We start from the raw sequence: 14,578 nt of genomic DNA on the forward strand, positions 1-14,578 counted from the left end.
CTCGGTCACGCCCCCGACCCGCACCCCGACCCACCTGCCCGAGCCACCGCGTGAGAGGAGGCGACGATGAGCAGCATGATCAGCGGACTGTCCAGCGGACTGGACACGGCCACCATCGTGAACCAGCTGATGCAGCTGGAGGCCGCCCCCCAGACCCGCCTGAAGTCGCGGGTGAGCAGCGAGCAGTCGATCGTCACGACGCTGCAGACCCTCAACACCAAGGTCGCCACGCTGCGCAGCAAGGCCGAGGCGCTGGCCAAGCCGGCAGCCTGGACGCCCGTCACGGCGACGTCGTCGGGCACCGGGGTGAGCGTGACCGCCGGCAGCACCGCCTCGCCGACGTCGTTGAACGTGACCGTCACCAGCGTCGCCCGGGCCCACCAGCTCGGGTTCGGCGAGGCGCACGCCCTCACCGACGTCGTCACCGGGGCGAGCACCAAGGTCGTCCTGGACCGCTTCGACGGCACCCCGGTGACCCTCGAGACCGGCGACGGGAAGCTGTCGAGCCTGGTCGCCGCGATCAACAACCCGGCCAACGCCACCGGCCTGCAGGCCAGCACGGTGAAGGTCGCCGACGGCTCCTACAAGCTGCTGGTCACCAGCGCCGCGACGGGCGCCGCGCAGGACTTCACCCTCACCACCGAGGCGGGCGGTGCCCTGCTGGGCGGTGCCACCGTGGTCGCCGGCGCCGACGCGCGGCTCGACCTGGGCACCGGCATCACCGCCACCTCGACCACGAACACCTTCACCGACCTGCTGCCGGGGGTGACCGTGACCCTGGCCGACAGCACCACGGTCGGTACCACCTCGCGGCTGAGCCTGACCCGCGACAGCGCCAAGGTGAGCGCAGCGGTGAAGGACCTCGTCGACGGCCTCAACGGCGTGCTGACCAGCATCGACGACCAGAGCAAGTACGACTCCTCGACCAAGAAGGCCGGCCCGCTCATGGGCGAGGCCGTGGCGCGCTCCCTGCGCAACGACCTGCTGCAGTCGGTGTACGACGACACCGGCGCCTCGCTCGCCGACCTCGGCATCACGGTCAACCGCCAGGGCACCCTGGACTTCGACGCCACCAAGTTCGCCGAGAAGTACGCGGCCGACCCCACCGGCGTCGCCGCCCGCTTCACCAGCACCGCCGACGGCTTCGCCGCACGCGTCGGGGACGTCGCGAAGTCCGGCAGCGACCCGATCTCGGGCACACTGACCGCCGCGCTCACCGGGCGCCGGTCCAACATCACGACGATGCAGAGCTCCATCGACGCCTGGGACGACCGGCTCGCCCTGCGCCGCACGGCCCTGGAGAAGCAGTTCACGGCCCTGGAGACGGCCATGAACCAGATGCAGTCGCAGTCCAACTGGCTCGCCGGCCAGCTGGGCTCGCTCTCGAGCGGGGGCTGACCGATGACCGTCGCGTCCCTCCGGCCCCGCCCCGCGTGCTCCACCCCGGCCCCGAGCAGGACGCCCGTCGCCGGGTCAACCCACCCCGCCAAGGAAGGCACCCACCGATGAACACCTCGCCGTTCAACGACCCCCGCAACGCCTACCTCAACGCCGCGGTCACGACCGCCGGTCCCGCCCAGCTGCTCGTCATGCTGTGCGAGCGGCTGGTGCTCGACGTGCAGCGGGCGCTCGACGCGCTCCGCGCCGGCGCCTACGACCAGACCAACCGCCACCTCGTGCACGCCCAGGACATCGTCGTGGAGCTGCGCTCGACCCTGCGGGTGGACAGCTGGGAGGGCGCCCCGACGCTCGCGGCGATCTACGACTTCCTGCACCTGAGCCTGGTGCGCGCCAACGTCACCAAGGACGCCGCGCTGTGTGAGAAGAGCCTGGCGATCATCACCGACCTGTGCCTCACGTGGCGTGAGGCCGCCGAAGCCTCCGCCCGGGTCGCCTGAGCCGGCCACCGGCCACCCGGCGTTCGTCATGGACACCGCCCGCCGGCCCACCGCGCCCCTCGAGGGCGTGGGTGCGGTCTCGCCGGTCCCCGAGGTCCCGGGGGCCGCGCAGACCGGCATCGGCCACGACATCGGCACCCCGAGCCGCGCGTCCCGCTGGGACTCCGTCTCCGGGCGCGACACCATCGTCGAGTGGGAGATCGAGCTGGACCGGCTCGAGCTCGACGTCCTGCGTGCCGAGCACGCGCTGGCCTCCGGGACGCCGGTCCGCACCGACACCTGGCAGCCCCGCCACGATCTCGGACCGCTGCCCGCTCCCGTCGTACCTCGGGCCCGCGACCTCCTGGCGCGCCAGGTGGAGTGCCTCGCGGAGATGGCCCGCCAGCTGGGACGTACGGCCCAGCAGCAGGTGCTCACCACCGCCGTGAGTCGCGCGACCGAGCGCGTCGCCACGCCGGTGTACGTGGACCTGCCGCTCTGAGGAGGAGCTGGCGGCACATGCCCGGGGACGGGCTCCGTCACCCACCGGGTCGAGACACCTCCCGGACGTCTCCACCCCACCGGTGCCGGATGCCTCCCCCACGCCCCCCACGCCCTCCACGTGGGGGGCGTCGGTGTGTCCGGGGTCGCCGTGGTGGCACGTCACAAGCGAACCGCAGGTGATTCCGGCCGGAATGCCTGCCGGATGCCTGGTGCGATCCCGAGCTCGGCCAGCACGACGGGGCGGCACCCGCGTGGGTGTCGCCTGTCGGTGCTGCTGGGGCAGTTCGGGTCAGTCGAGTGGGGTGGTGCCGGGAGGGTCGCGGAGGTAGCGGCTGCCGGACCAGGACCCCCCACGTTCGTCGAGGAGGCGCCCCGGCGCCGTCACGAGACGCGGTGAGCCGGCAGACGGCACCGGCCCGAGGTGGTCTGTCGGGTGCGGGCGTCTCGTGACGCTCGCCAGGGCTCGCTCCTCGACGACCGTGCCGTGCCCCACGGCCCCCGACGCGCACCGACCGGAGGCAAGGGTCACCCGGGGGCCTCTCGTCGCCAGCGCCTTTCGGCACGACGAGCAACCAGGGCAGGAGGCACCGTCGACCACCGGCCTGCGGTGGTCACCGTCTTCCCGGACGCCCTCAGTCGCGAGCGGCGGAGAGGGCGGGTCGGGCCAGGCGGACCAGGCGCAGGGGGATCTGGTCGAGGGGCAGGACCTCGTGGGCGAGGCCGGCGGAGGCGACGGCGCCGGGCATGCCCCAGACCACCGAGGTCGCCTCGTCCTGGACGAGCACCGTGCCGCCGGCCTCGACGACGGCACGGGCGCCGATCAGGCCGTCCTGGCCCATGCCGGTGAGGACCAGGCACAGGGTGCTGGCGCCGAAGGTGGCCGCGGCGGAGCCGAGGAGCGGGTCGGCGGCGGGGCGGCAGAAGTTCTCGCGCGGGCCCTGGTCGAGCACGGCCCGCATCCGGCCCACGCGGTTCTGCACCCGCAGGTGCCAGTCGCCGGGGGCGATGAGGACGCGTCCGGCGACCAGCTCCTCGCCGTCGGTGGCCTCGTGCACCGAGAGCCGGCACTTGCGGTCCAGCCGCTCGGCCAGCTGGTGGGTGAAGACCGGCGGCATGTGCTGGGCCACCAGGACCGGCAGGCCGAAGTCCTCGGGCAGACCGCCGAGGACGTGCTGCAGCGCGTCGGGGCCGCCGGTGGAGCAGGCGATCACGAGCAGGCGCGGCACGATGCCGGCCGGGCGCGGCGTGCTCGGCGGCGCGGCCACGCGCGGGGTGGTCACGACGCGGCGGGCACCCGCCAGCGCCTTGACCCGCGGCACGAGGTCGGCGCGCACCTTCTCCATCGCCTGCGCGGGGTCGCTGACACCCGTCGGCTTGGCGACGTAGTCGCTCGCCCCCTTCGACAGCGCCGCCAGCGTGGCGGTGGCGCCGCGCTCGGTGAGGGTGCTGAACATGATGATCGGCAGCCGCGGGTGACGGCGGTGGATCTCCTCCGCCGCGCCGATGCCGTCCAGGCGCGGCATCTCGACGTCGAGGGTCACGACGTCGGGCCGCAGCCGGTCGACGGCCTCGATCGCGTCGAGGCCGTCGTGGGCCGTGCCGACGACCTCGATCTCGGGATCTCGATCGAGGGCCGTGCTGATCAGCCTGCGCAGCAGGGCGGAGTCATCGACGACGAGGACGCGGTACACGACCTGACCATCGGCTCCGCGGGCGCGCTCCTGAGCGGAGTGGACACCGCGACCGGCACGCCGTCCGGCAAGGCGCCTGCACGACACCCGCAGGAGGGCGACAAGACCATCGCCGGGACCGGCCGATCGGACCGGCGCGGCGGCGTTCTCCTCACCTCCGGCCGGCCCTGACCGATGTACCCCTCGTGATCAGTCCCACCAGCTTCGGTTACGTCGCCGACGTCCTGCGTCGGGAGACGGCCATGCTCTGCGAACCGGGTAAGGAGTACCTGGTCGAGGCACGGCTGCTTCCTCTCGCACGGGCGGCGGGGTGCGCCGACGTCGACACCTACGTCAACGAGCGGCTGCGTCATGACGCCGCCGAGCGGGCCGCCGCGGTCGACGCGCTCACCATCAATGAGACGTCGTGGTTCCGCGACCTCGCGCCCTACCAGGCCTTCAGTGACGTCATCCTCCCCTCCCTGCTGGGAGCCCGGGCGGATCGGCGGCACCTGGACATCTGGTCGGCCGCGTGTTCGAGCGGACAGGAGGCCTACAGCATCGCGATGCTGCTGCACGAGCAGCTGCCGGCGGGCTGGACGGCCAGGATCCACGCCACCGACGTCTCCCCCAGCATGTTGGAGCGCGTCCGTACGGGCCGCTACTCCCAGGTGGAGATGAACCGCGGGATGCCGGCCAACCGGCTGGTGCGCTACTTCACCAAGGTGGGCACCGAGTGGGAGGTCGACCCCGCGCTGCGGGCGATGATCACCACGGAGAAGGTCAACCTGGCGGCGCCGTTCCCCGGCTCCCTCCAGTACGACTTCATCCTGGTGCGCAACGTGCTCATCTACTTCGACCTCGACACCAAGCGCGACATCCTGCGCCGGTTCCGGGCCCGGGTCGCCAACGACGGCTTCCTCATGCTCGGCGCCACCGAGACCACCCTCGACCTCGACGACGCGTGGGTGCGGGAGCCCGCGGGTCGTGCCTGGGTGCACCGGCCGCGGCTCGGCGCCGCGGTCTCCCCCCGAACATCCACCACCCTCACGCCCACAGGAGCCTGACGTGCACGCCCTGATCATCGACGACTCGCGCACCATGCGCTCGATCCTGCGACGGATCGTGACCGAGCTCGGGTTCGACATCTCCGAGGCCGGCAACGGCGAGGAGGCCCTGACCCTCCTCGAGGACGGCCTCGTGCCCGACCTGTGCCTCATCGACTGGAACATGCCGCTCATGGACGGCTACACCTTCGTCACCCGCGTCCGCGCCGACCCGCGCTGGCGCCAGATCACGCTGATGATGGTCACCACGGAAAGCGAGCACGGCCAGATCGTGCGCGCGCTCGCCGCCGGCGCCCACGAGTACGTGATCAAGCCCTTCACCTCCGAGGCGATCATCGACAAGCTCGAGCTGCTCGGCATGGTCGCGCGGGAGGTCCCGGCATGACCGGCACGACCGTGGACAGCCAGATCGACGAGCTCAGCGAGCTCGACGTCGTCAGCGTCGTGGAGGAGGTCTGGGCCACGTTCCTCGGGGCCGACGCCTTCATGCCGCTGATCCCGCTCGCGCCCGGCACCCCGGCCCCGGCCGACCCGTGCTGGGACGCCGCGATCACCGTGGCCGGCGCCTGGCAGGGGATCATCATGATCAGCCTCGAGGCCGGGCTCGCCCACCACGTCACCGAGGCGATGCTGGGCCTGGAGCCCGGCGGCGAGCACAGCACCGAGGACGTCGTCGACGCCGTCGGCGAGCTCGTCAACGTCATCGGCGGCAACATCAAGGGCCTGGTGCCCGGCCCGAGCAAGCTCTCGCTGCCGATGGTGGCGCGGGCCCCGATCCGGGTGAGCAGCCTGGTCGAGCTCGTGCGGCTGCCGCTGGCCTGGGGCGAGCACCAGCTCGCGCTCGTGGTCGGCGTGCCGGCCGGCGGCGACTCCGTGGAGGTGGGGACGTGAAGATCCTGGTGGTCGACGACAGCCGCGTCATGCGGCAGATCGTGATCCGCACCCTGCGTCAGGCAGGCATGGGCGGCCACGACGTCGTGGAGGCCGAGAACGGCCGGCAGGGCCTGGAGCTCGCGCTCGCCGAGAGCCCCGACCTGGTGCTCTCGGACTGGAACATGCCGGAGATGTCGGGCATCGACTTCCTGGTCTCGCTGCGCGCGGCCGGCAGCAACGTGCCCTTCGGCTTCGTGACGACCGAGGGGTCGGAGGACATGCGCGCCCGCGCCCTGTCCTCGGGTGCCTCGTTCCTGATCGCCAAGCCGTTCACGCCGGAGACCTTCGAGCAGGTGCTGTCCGGGGTGGGGGTGTCCTGATGAGCACGATGACGACGCCGGCCCACCTGCCCGCCCCCAAGGAGGTGCGCGACCTCATCGCGGACCTGCTGGACAAGCCGGTGGAGCTGCGCCCGGGCCCGCCGTTCGGCGTCTCCCCGTCCTACCCGGCCAGCATCGCGACCTACGTCGACGACTCGCTGATGATCCGGGCCGTCGTGGCCCTCGACCTGCCGCTCTCGGCCGGTGTCGGCGGCGCGCTCGCCCTCGTGCCCGCCACCCAGGTGACGGCGGAGGTCGAGGAGGGCCGGCTCACCGGGCCGGTGGCGGAGTCGCTGCGCGAGGTGTTCAACATCGTCGCCTCGCTGTTCAACGTCGGTCATGCCCCGCACCTGCGGCTGCACGCCTGCCACGTGTCGGGGGAGGCGCTGCCGCAGGACGCCCGCGCCCGCACCCAGGTGCTCGGCCACCGCGCCGACTTCCTGGTCTCGGTCGCCGGGTACGGCACGGGGCGGCTCGCCATCGTGCTCACCTGAGTCCCCGCGGCTCCGCGTCCGCAGGGGCCCGATCACCCGCCGGGTGGTCGGGCCCCTGCGGGATTTTTCGCACCTCGTCCCGGATTCCCCTCAACTGGCCCCCCGGCCGACCGATCACACCCACTGAGCACGGACTGCTCGCAACTCGCCGAAGGATCGGCCCGTCCCCATCCCAGCCACCCCTGCCCGGGTCGGCTGGACGTTGCGTGGAAGGTCGTGACCTTCGTGTCCCTGTTCTCACCCACCGACGGCGTGTCCGCCGTCCTCGGGTTCGCCCTCGACGGCCTGGCCATGCGCCAGCGCACGATCGCCGACAACCTCGCGAACGTCGACACCCCCGGTTTCCGGGCGTCCTACGTCGACTTCGAAGGGGTGTTGAGCGCCGCCGTCTCCGCCGGTGACCAGGCCCCGGCGCTGCTGGCGCAGGCCACGCCCGTCACCGGCGCCACCCTCACCCCCGTCGGCCCCGACGGGAACAACGTCGACCTGCGCAAGGAGACCCTCGCGGCGATGCAGTCGCAGTTCCAGTACCAGCTCGTGGCGCGCGCCGTCAGCGACCGCGCCGACCTCGTCCGTACCGCCGCCGGAGCCGTGTGATGGGTGCCTTCGACCTCCTCACGATCGCAGGCTCGGGCCTGGGCATGCACCAGACCTGGCTCGACGCGCTCGGCAACAACATCGCCAACGCCAACACGGTGCGCCCGACCTCGGAGAACGCCTTCCAGGCCCAGATGGTCATCGCGCAGGCCGACCCCAATGGCGGCGTCGACGTCGGCGGCGTGGCGCTGTCCGACCCCGAGGGCGTGCTGACCTACCAGCCCGACCACCCGCTGGCCGACGCCGAGGGCTACGTGCGCCTGCCGGCCATGGACATGGCCTCGCAGATGTCGCAGCTGATCATGGCCCAGCGCGGGTTCCAGGCCTCGGCGCAGGTGACCAAGTACGCCCAGGACACCTACACCACCGCGATCGGGATCGGGAGCCGGTGATGAGCAGCTTCGGTATCGAGAGCATCGGCGCGGCCGGCTTCACCCCCTTCCAGCCCCCCAGCGTCGACCCCGCCGCCAGCCTCGGCGGCGGCACCCGCGGCAGCGAGGGCCTGAGCGGGCTCAGCGGTCTCGGCGGCACCAGCGGCGTCTCCGGCGTCGGGGGTGTCGGGGGTGTCGGGGGCACCCGCGAGAGCGGCGGCATCGACTTCGGCAACCTCGTGGTCGACGGCATCGAGAAGCTGGACACCACCCAGCGCACGGCCGACACCCTCGCGGTGCAGGCCGCCAGCGGCCAGCTGACCAACATCCACGACTACACGATGGCCGCCACCCAGGCGCAGCTCGCGACGCAGCTGACCGTGGCCCTGCGCAACAAGGCCGTCGAGGCGTTCACCGAGATCATGCGGATGCAGGTGGGCTGAGATGGCCGGATTCCAGGACTCGATGGGCCGCAGCCTGGCCCGCTACCGCCGCACCTTCCTCGACCTCACCACCGGGCAGAAGCTCGTGGCCGTCGTCGGCACGGCCGCGCTGCTCCTCGGCGGCTTCATGGTCTACCGGTGGGCCTCGGCCCCCAGCTACGCCCCGTTGTTCTCCGACCTCTCGGCCTCCGACGCCAGCGCGGTCGTCGACGAGCTCGACGCCGAGGGCACGCCCTACCAGCTCGCCGAGGGCGGGACGATGGTGATGGTGCCCCGCGACCAGGTCTACCAGGCCCGGATCGCCCTCTCGGCCCAGGGCATCCCGTCCGGCAGCGACGGCGGCTACTCCATCCTCGACGACCAGGGCCTGGCCACCTCCGACTTCCAGGAGCAGACCGACTACAAGCGGGCGATGGAGGGCGAGCTCGCCACCACGATCGAGGCGATCGACGGCGTGAACACCGCCGTCGTGCACCTCGCGCTCCCGCAGAAGCAGGTCTTCTCCTCCGAGCAGCAGCCCACCACGGCCTCGGTGCTGGTCGACACCCAGCCGGGCGTCACCCTGGACTCCGGCCAGGTGCAGGCGATCGTGAACCTGGTGGCCTCCAGCGTGGAGGGGCTCGACCCCAGCGACGTGACCGTCGCCGACGCCACCGGCACCGTGCTCTCCTCCCCCGGCGACGCCGCCGGCACCAGCCCCGGCTCCCGTGCGGAGCAGCAGGCCGCGGCCGAGCAGGCCATCCACGACGACCTGCAGGCCATGCTGGACCGCGTCGTGGGTCCCGGCAACGCCACCGTGCAGGTGACCGCCGACCTCGACTTCGACCACGCGGTGACCGACACCACCGACTACAGCGTCGACAAGGACAACCTGCCGAACTCGACGTCGACCTCCACCGAGACTTACTCGGGTCCGGGCGGCACCGGCCTCTCGGGCGGCGTCGTCGGCCCCGACGGGCAGATGGACACCGGCGGGCTCACCTCGGGCGGCGCGTCGTCGTACGAGAAGACGGGCCAGACCCAGGACGTGCCGGTGGACGTCACCCAGGAGCGGCGCGAGACGCCGCCGGGCACGGTGAAGTCGATCCACGTCGGCGTGGCCCTGGACGCCGCCGCGACCCAGGCCTACTCCCCCAACGACATCCAGGCCCTCGTGCAGGACGCGGTCGGGATCGACCGACAGCGCGGCGACACGATCCGGGTGCTGCAGGTGCCCTTCGACCGCAGCGCCGAGGAGGCCGCGAAGGCCGACCTCGCCGCCGCCACCGCGGCCGACAAGGCCGCCGCCACCCAGGGCATGATCCGCACCGGCGTCATCGCCGGCCTGGTGCTGCTGCTCATCGGCCTGGCCCTGCTGCGGGCCCGCAAGCAGCGCAAGGCCCGCGAGAAGGCCACCAACTACGTCGTCGAGCAGATCCGCGCCGACAACGCGGCCCGGGCCGCGGCGCTGGAGGCGGGCGACCTGCTGGCCCTCGGTGCCGGCGAGCCGGCCGAGCTCACCGAGGAGGAGCAGCTGCGCGTCGAGCTCGACGCCCTGATCGAGCGCCAGCCCGACGACGTGGCGATGCTGCTGCGCGGCTGGCTGACGGAGAGGAGCTGAGATGTCCACGACCACCCTCGCCCCCGCCGGCACCCGCAAGGTCGCGGTGCTCCTGGTGCAGCTGGGCCGCAAGCGTGCGGCCTCGGTGCTCGCCAAGTTCAACGAGTCCGAGGTCGAGGCGATCACCGCCGAGATCGCGCGGCTGGAGAACATCTCCGGCGCCGAGTCGACCGCGGTGCTCACCGAGTTCCACGAGCTGATGATGGCCCGCGAGCACGTGCGTCGCGGCGGACTCGGCTTCGCCCACCAGGTGCTGGAGCAGACCCTGGGCGCCGAGCGGGCCGCGGAGATCATGGACCGCCTCAACGCCGCGGCCATCCAGATGCCCTTCCAGTTCCTGCACCAGGCCGACCCCGCCCAGCTGCGCTCGTTCATCGTCGACGAGCACCCGCAGGTGATCGCGCTGGTGCTGGCCCACATGACCGCCGACAAGGCCTCGCTGCTGCTCTCCGGCCTGCCGCCGGAGCAGCAGGCCGAGGTGGCCCACCGGATCGCGGTGATGGACCGGACCTCGCCCGACATCGTCCGCTCGGTGGAGGCGGTGCTGGAGCGCAAGCTGTCCTCGATGCTGCAGCCGGCCGACCTGTCCCGCGTGGGCGGCCTGGACCCGCTGGTCGAGATCATCAACCGCTCCGACCGGGCCACCGAACGACAGATCATCGAGGGTCTGGAGAACCTCGACGCCGCGCTCGCCGACGCCGTCAAGAGCCGGATGTTCATGTTCGAGGACATCGTCAACCTCGACGACCGCTCGGTGCAGCAGGTGCTGCGCCAGGTCGACGCCGCCCAGCTCGCGCTGGCCCTCAAGGGCGTCACCGAGTCGGTGCGCAGCAAGGTCACCCGCAACCTGTCGGCCCGCGCCGCCGAGACCCTGGTGGAGGAGATCGAGCTGCTCGGCCCGGTGCGCCTGACCCAGGTCGAGGAGGCCCAGCAGGCCGTCATCCGCACGATCCGCGAGCTCGAGGAGCGCGGCGAGATCCTGGTGCGCCGAGGAGGCGACAATGACTTCGTCGACTGAGGTCCGGCCCGAGTCCGGCGAGGCCGGCGAGCCCCGCACGCGGGTCCTCACCGGCGCCGGGGTGGAGCGGCTCTCGGCCCGCTCGACCCTCACCCCGCTGGCCACGCCCGAGCTGCGCGAGGGGTCGTGGACCCGGTACGGCGGCGACGGGGTGCTCGGCGACTCGGTGACCGAACAGGCCCTGGGCGCCCTGGCCGACAAGGCCCTCGAGGCCGCCCGGGCGCAGGGCTACTCCACCGGCTGGGCCCAGGGGCGGCGCGACGCCGCCGCGGACGCGGTCCGCGAGGAGTCCGCGCGGGTCGCCTCGGCCCTGGCCGAGGCCGAGCGCCGCGAGCACGAGCACCGGGCGGCCCTGGCCGCGTTGGCCCGCGCGGCCGCCGGTCTGGAGGAGGCCGCGGCCGCCGTGCGTGCCGCCACCCTGGACCGTGCGCTGGACCTCGCCGCCGAGCTCACGGCCGCGCTGCTGGCCCACGACGTCGCCACCAGCCCCGCCCCGGGCACCGACCTGGCCCGGCGCGTGCTCGCCGGCCTCTCCTCCGGCGCCCCCATGGCCGGAGGCGCGGTCACCGTGCACGTGTCCGCAGGCCTGGTGGGCGAGGTGTCGGCGGCGCTGGCCGCCGCCGGTCACCCGCTCACCGTCGTGCCGGCCGCCGACCTGGGACCGCACGACGCCCGGGTCGAGACCGACACCACCGTGCTGGACCTCGACCTCGGCGCCGCCCTGGACCGCGTGCGCGCGGCCCTCGCCGCCCCGGGAGCGGGGGCCGACGGCGACCACGGGACGGCGGTCGCGTGAGCACGCTGGTCTCCGCCGGGTTCCAGCGCCGTCTGGACGCCGCCCGCGCCGACGCCGTCCGGGCCGCCGCGCCGGCCCGCTACGGCCGGGTCAGCGAGCTGCAGGGCCTGCACCTGCAGGTGGCCGGGCTCGACGCCGCCGTCGGCGACCTCATCGGGGTGCGCCCCCACGCCCACGCCGCGACGGAGGAGGAGGTGCTCGCCGAGGTGGTGGCCACCAGCACCCGCCACGGCCTCACCGCGCTGCCGCTCTCGAGCGCCCTGGGCCTGCGGGCCGGGATGACCGTGCGCCACACCGGCGGCCCGCTGCGCATCCGCGTCGGCGACGCCCTGCGCGGCCGCGTGCTCGACGGCCTGGGCCGACCGCTGGACGGCGGCCCCGCGCTGGAGGACGTGCCGGGGCTGCGCGAGGTCACCGTCGACCACCCCGCCCCCGACGCGCTGGCCCGGCCCCGCATCGACACCCCGCTCGGGCTGGGCGTGCGGGCGCTCGACGCGCTCGTGCCGTGCGGCCGTGGCCAGCGGCTGGGCATCATGGCCGGCTCGGGGGTGGGCAAGTCCAGCCTGCTGTCGATGATCGCGCGCGGCACCGACGCCGAGGTGTCCGTGCTGGCCCTGGTGGGCGAGCGCGGCCGTGAGGTGCGCGAGTTCCTCGAGCACGACCTCGGCCCGGAGGGTCTCGCGCGCTCGGTCGTCGTCGTCGCCACCTCCGACGCACCGCCGGTGGTGCGGCTGCGCGCGGCCTTCACCGCGACGCGCATCGCCGAGGCCTTCCGCGACGAGGGCCGCGACGTCGTGCTGATGATGGACAGCCTGACCCGCGTGGCGATGGCCCAGCGCGAGATCGGCCTCTCCGCCGGGGAGCCGCCCGCCACCCGCGGCTACCCGCCGAGCGTGTTCGCCCTGCTCCCGCAGCTGCTGGAGCGGGCCGGCACCACGCCCACCGGCTCGATCACCGGCCTCTACACGGTGCTCGTGGAGGGCGACGACCTGCAGGACCCCGTGGGCGACACCGCCCGCTCGATCCTGGACGGCCACATCGTGCTGACCCGGCGCCTCGCGACCGCCGGCCACTTCCCGTCCATCGACGTGCTGGAGTCGATCTCCCGCGTCACCGGGGCGGTGACCACCCCCGAGCAGCGCGCCGACGCCACCCGGCTGCGCCGGATGATGGCCGCCCACCGCGACATCAAGGAACTGGTCGAGATCGGGGCCTACGTCGGCGGCAGCGACGCCGACGCCGACGCCGCCCTCGCGCGGCTGCCCCGCATCGAGGCGTTCCTGCGCCAGGACATGGACGACGTCACCCCGCTGCCCGCCACCTGGGCCGCCCTGCACCAGCTGGTGAGCGCATGACCACCCGGCACGACCCCGGCCTGCGCGCCGTCGCCCGGGTGCGCGAGGTGCGCGAGCGCGACGCCGAGACCGAGCTGCGCGACGCCCTCGCCACCGAGCGCGCGGCCCAGGCCGACCGCGCCGAGATCGAGGAGATCATCGCGGCCCCCGCCCCGAGCGAGGGCGCCGCGCTGGTGCTCGTGCGCTCCGCGCTGGTGGACCTCCACGAGCCGTGGCGCGAGCGCCGCGCCGCGCACGAGCAGTCGGTGCGCGACAGCCAGGACGCCCGCGGCCGCTGGACCCAGGCCCACGCCCGCCGGCGCGCCGTGGAGCAGCTGCTCGAGCGCCGCGCCGCCGAGCGCGCCGCCGAGCGGGCCCGCCGCGAGGCCGCCGCCCTCGACGACATCGCCGGGCAGCGCTGGGCCCGCCAGCGGGCCGCCGCCCGCGCCGACGCCGTCCACCCGACCACCACCAGCCAGACCAGCCAGACCAGCCAGACCAGCACGGGAGCCACCGCATGAGCGTCGCCGAGGTGACGAGCCGGATCGCCGCGATCCAGGGCCAGCTGGCCCTGCTCGCGCCCGCCGCGACCAGCGCGTCGGCCACCGACGCCACGGCGTTCGCCCGCGCGCTGTCCCAGGCCGGACTCGACACCGCCACCGCCGGCGGCAGCACCGGCGCCAAGGGCGAGGCGATCGTGGCCGAGGCGAAGAAGTACCTCGGCATGCCCTACGTGTGGGGCGGCAGCTCCCCTGCGTCCGGCGGCATGGACTGCTCCGGGCTCGTGCAGTACGTGTACGGGAAGTTCGGGATCGACCTGCCGCGGGTCTCGGCCGACCAGGCCCGCGCGGGCACCGCCGTCGCCTCGATGGACCAGGCCCAGCCCGGCGACCTCATCGCCTGGGACAACTCCTCGCGCAACAACGGCGCCGACCACATCGCCATCTACGCCGGCGACGGGATGATGATCGAGGCGCCGCGCACCGGGCTCGACATCCGGATGGTGCCGGTGCCGAGCACCCCCGACTACATCCGCCGGGTGCTCCCGGAGACCTCCGCCGTCACCGGACCCACCATCCCCGGGGGCGGGGTCGACGCCGTGTCGGCCGCGATCGCCAGCGGCGGCACCGACGTGACCCTCGGCCGGGTCAGCGGGGGCCTGGACGTGCCCTTCGCCGACCTCTTCGCCAGCGCCGGCGCCCGCTACGGCCTGGACCCGCGGCTGCTGGCCGCGGTCGCCCGCCAGGAGTCCGGGTTCGACCCCTCCGCGGTGAGCCCCGCGGGCGCCCAGGGCCTGATGCAGCTGATGCCGGGCACCGCCGACGGCCTGGGCGTGCGCGACCCGTTCCAGCCGGCGCAGGCCGTGGACGGCGCAGCCCGCCTGCTCACCCAGCTGCTCGACCGCTTCGACGGTCGCCTCGACCTCGCGCTCGCGGGCTACAACGCCGGCCCGGGCGCGGTCGACCGCTACGACGGCGTGCCGCCGTACCCGGAGACCCGCAACTACGTCTCCTCCATCCTCACCTCGCTCGGGCTCTCGTGAAGGCGCCTGCC

18 protein-coding genes are annotated in these 14,578 nt (G+C 73.7%); 17 read left to right on the top strand and 1 reads right to left on the bottom strand.

The genetic code is table 11. From position 1 onward, the window contains the following. Window positions 1-66: 66 nt before the first annotated feature. From fliD to ACERUJ_RS19050, 3 genes are all read left to right on the top strand, one after another. The gene (fliD, locus tag ACERUJ_RS19040) at window positions 67-1,398 is read left to right on the top strand and encodes a flagellar filament capping protein FliD (RefSeq protein WP_370250522.1); all 1,332 of its coding nucleotides are present in this window, start codon (window positions 67-69) and stop codon (window positions 1,396-1,398) included. Window positions 1,399-1,505: 107 nt separating this feature from the next. Further along, on the top strand, window positions 1,506-1,898 hold the full coding sequence (gene fliS / locus ACERUJ_RS19045; protein WP_370250523.1) for a flagellar export chaperone FliS: 393 nt from the start codon (window positions 1,506-1,508) through the stop codon (window positions 1,896-1,898). Between the two features lie 28 nt (window positions 1,899-1,926). After that, entirely contained in the window at window positions 1,927-2,379 is a 453-nt protein-coding gene (locus tag ACERUJ_RS19050) for a hypothetical protein (RefSeq protein ID WP_370250524.1), read from the top strand. A gap of 634 nt (window positions 2,380-3,013) precedes the next feature. Here the strand turns inward: ACERUJ_RS19050 and ACERUJ_RS19055 are convergent. After that, complete coding sequence (locus tag ACERUJ_RS19055; RefSeq protein WP_370250525.1) at window positions 3,014-4,072, bottom strand: chemotaxis response regulator protein-glutamate methylesterase; 1,059 nt, start codon at window positions 4,070-4,072, stop codon at window positions 3,014-3,016. A 185-nt stretch (window positions 4,073-4,257) separates the two neighbouring features. Here ACERUJ_RS19055 and ACERUJ_RS19060 point away from each other — a divergent pair, with 185 nt between their 5' ends. From ACERUJ_RS19060 to ACERUJ_RS19125, 14 genes are all read left to right on the top strand, one after another. After that, the gene (locus ACERUJ_RS19060; protein WP_370250526.1) at window positions 4,258-5,118 is read left to right on the top strand and encodes a protein-glutamate O-methyltransferase CheR; all 861 of its coding nucleotides are present in this window, start codon (window positions 4,258-4,260) and stop codon (window positions 5,116-5,118) included. A 1-nt stretch (window position 5,119) separates the two neighbouring features. Beyond that, window positions 5,120-5,503: a response regulator gene (locus tag ACERUJ_RS19065; RefSeq protein WP_370250527.1), complete on the top strand. Its 384-nt coding sequence runs from the start codon at window positions 5,120-5,122 to the stop codon at window positions 5,501-5,503. Continuing rightward, the gene (locus ACERUJ_RS19070; protein ID WP_370250528.1) at window positions 5,500-6,009 is read left to right on the top strand and encodes a chemotaxis protein CheX; all 510 of its coding nucleotides are present in this window, start codon (window positions 5,500-5,502) and stop codon (window positions 6,007-6,009) included. Before ACERUJ_RS19065 ends, ACERUJ_RS19070 begins: the two co-directional genes overlap by 4 nt. After that, window positions 6,006-6,371, top strand: coding sequence for a response regulator (locus ACERUJ_RS19075; protein ID WP_370250529.1), 366 nt, complete (start codon window positions 6,006-6,008; stop codon window positions 6,369-6,371). The genes ACERUJ_RS19070 and ACERUJ_RS19075 overlap by 4 nt, the downstream gene beginning before the upstream one ends. After that, the gene (locus ACERUJ_RS19080; RefSeq protein ID WP_370250530.1) at window positions 6,371-6,865 is read left to right on the top strand and encodes a hypothetical protein; all 495 of its coding nucleotides are present in this window, start codon (window positions 6,371-6,373) and stop codon (window positions 6,863-6,865) included. Before ACERUJ_RS19075 ends, ACERUJ_RS19080 begins: the two co-directional genes overlap by 1 nt. A 216-nt stretch (window positions 6,866-7,081) precedes the next feature. Further along, window positions 7,082-7,462: a flagellar basal body rod protein FlgB gene (gene flgB / locus ACERUJ_RS19085; RefSeq protein WP_370250531.1), complete on the top strand. Its 381-nt coding sequence runs from the start codon at window positions 7,082-7,084 to the stop codon at window positions 7,460-7,462. Beyond that, window positions 7,462-7,854 (top strand): flagellar basal body rod protein FlgC, encoded by a 393-nt coding sequence (locus ACERUJ_RS19090; RefSeq protein WP_370250532.1) that lies wholly within the window; start codon window positions 7,462-7,464, stop codon window positions 7,852-7,854. Before flgB ends, ACERUJ_RS19090 begins: the two co-directional genes overlap by 1 nt. Next, complete coding sequence (gene fliE / locus ACERUJ_RS19095; RefSeq protein WP_370250533.1) at window positions 7,854-8,276, top strand: flagellar hook-basal body complex protein FliE; 423 nt, start codon at window positions 7,854-7,856, stop codon at window positions 8,274-8,276. The genes ACERUJ_RS19090 and fliE overlap by 1 nt, the downstream gene beginning before the upstream one ends. Before the next feature lies 1 nt (window position 8,277). Next, the gene (gene fliF / locus ACERUJ_RS19100) at window positions 8,278-9,876 is read left to right on the top strand and encodes a flagellar basal-body MS-ring/collar protein FliF (protein ID WP_370250534.1); all 1,599 of its coding nucleotides are present in this window, start codon (window positions 8,278-8,280) and stop codon (window positions 9,874-9,876) included. 1 nt (window position 9,877) lies between these two features. After that, entirely contained in the window at window positions 9,878-10,894 is a 1,017-nt protein-coding gene (fliG, locus tag ACERUJ_RS19105) for a flagellar motor switch protein FliG (RefSeq protein ID WP_370250535.1), read from the top strand. Then, window positions 10,878-11,690: a hypothetical protein gene (locus ACERUJ_RS19110; RefSeq protein WP_370250536.1), complete on the top strand. Its 813-nt coding sequence runs from the start codon at window positions 10,878-10,880 to the stop codon at window positions 11,688-11,690. The genes fliG and ACERUJ_RS19110 overlap by 17 nt, the downstream gene beginning before the upstream one ends. After that, a complete protein-coding gene (locus ACERUJ_RS19115) occupies window positions 11,687-13,045 on the top strand; it encodes a FliI/YscN family ATPase (protein ID WP_370250537.1) in 1,359 nt (452 codons plus the stop codon). The genes ACERUJ_RS19110 and ACERUJ_RS19115 overlap by 4 nt, the downstream gene beginning before the upstream one ends. After that, window positions 13,042-13,545 carry a flagellar FliJ family protein gene (locus ACERUJ_RS19120; RefSeq protein ID WP_370250538.1) on the top strand — a complete coding sequence of 168 codons (504 nt, stop codon included), beginning with the start codon at window positions 13,042-13,044 and terminating at the stop codon, window positions 13,543-13,545. The genes ACERUJ_RS19115 and ACERUJ_RS19120 overlap by 4 nt, the downstream gene beginning before the upstream one ends. Further along, window positions 13,542-14,567: a transglycosylase SLT domain-containing protein gene (locus ACERUJ_RS19125; RefSeq protein ID WP_370250539.1), complete on the top strand. Its 1,026-nt coding sequence runs from the start codon at window positions 13,542-13,544 to the stop codon at window positions 14,565-14,567. Before ACERUJ_RS19120 ends, ACERUJ_RS19125 begins: the two co-directional genes overlap by 4 nt. Window positions 14,568-14,578 lie beyond the last annotated feature (11 nt).

Origin of the sequence: Nocardioides sp. (assembly GCF_964228225.1) — a bacterium.
Classification (GTDB): domain Bacteria; phylum Actinomycetota; class Actinomycetes; order Propionibacteriales; family Nocardioidaceae; genus Nocardioides.

What these genes read in the sequence shown, in the direction of transcription:
- fliD (WP_370250522.1), top strand. Translation starts at nt 67, where the DNA reads ATGAGCAGCATGATCAGCGGACTGTCCAGCGGACTGGACACGGCCACC.
- fliS (WP_370250523.1), top strand. Translation starts at nt 1,506, where the DNA reads ATGAACACCTCGCCGTTCAACGACCCCCGCAACGCCTACCTCAACGCC.
- ACERUJ_RS19050 (WP_370250524.1), top strand. Translation starts at nt 1,927, where the DNA reads ATGGACACCGCCCGCCGGCCCACCGCGCCCCTCGAGGGCGTGGGTGCG.
- ACERUJ_RS19070 (WP_370250528.1), top strand. Translation starts at nt 5,500, where the DNA reads ATGACCGGCACGACCGTGGACAGCCAGATCGACGAGCTCAGCGAGCTC.
- ACERUJ_RS19080 (WP_370250530.1), top strand. Translation starts at nt 6,371, where the DNA reads ATGAGCACGATGACGACGCCGGCCCACCTGCCCGCCCCCAAGGAGGTG.
- ACERUJ_RS19090 (WP_370250532.1), top strand. Translation starts at nt 7,462, where the DNA reads ATGGGTGCCTTCGACCTCCTCACGATCGCAGGCTCGGGCCTGGGCATG.
- fliE (WP_370250533.1), top strand. Translation starts at nt 7,854, where the DNA reads ATGAGCAGCTTCGGTATCGAGAGCATCGGCGCGGCCGGCTTCACCCCC.
- fliF (WP_370250534.1), top strand. Translation starts at nt 8,278, where the DNA reads ATGGCCGGATTCCAGGACTCGATGGGCCGCAGCCTGGCCCGCTACCGC.
- fliG (WP_370250535.1), top strand. Translation starts at nt 9,878, where the DNA reads ATGTCCACGACCACCCTCGCCCCCGCCGGCACCCGCAAGGTCGCGGTG.
- ACERUJ_RS19110 (WP_370250536.1), top strand. Translation starts at nt 10,878, where the DNA reads ATGACTTCGTCGACTGAGGTCCGGCCCGAGTCCGGCGAGGCCGGCGAG.
- ACERUJ_RS19120 (WP_370250538.1), top strand. Translation starts at nt 13,042, where the DNA reads ATGACCACCCGGCACGACCCCGGCCTGCGCGCCGTCGCCCGGGTGCGC.
- ACERUJ_RS19125 (WP_370250539.1), top strand. Translation starts at nt 13,542, where the DNA reads ATGAGCGTCGCCGAGGTGACGAGCCGGATCGCCGCGATCCAGGGCCAG.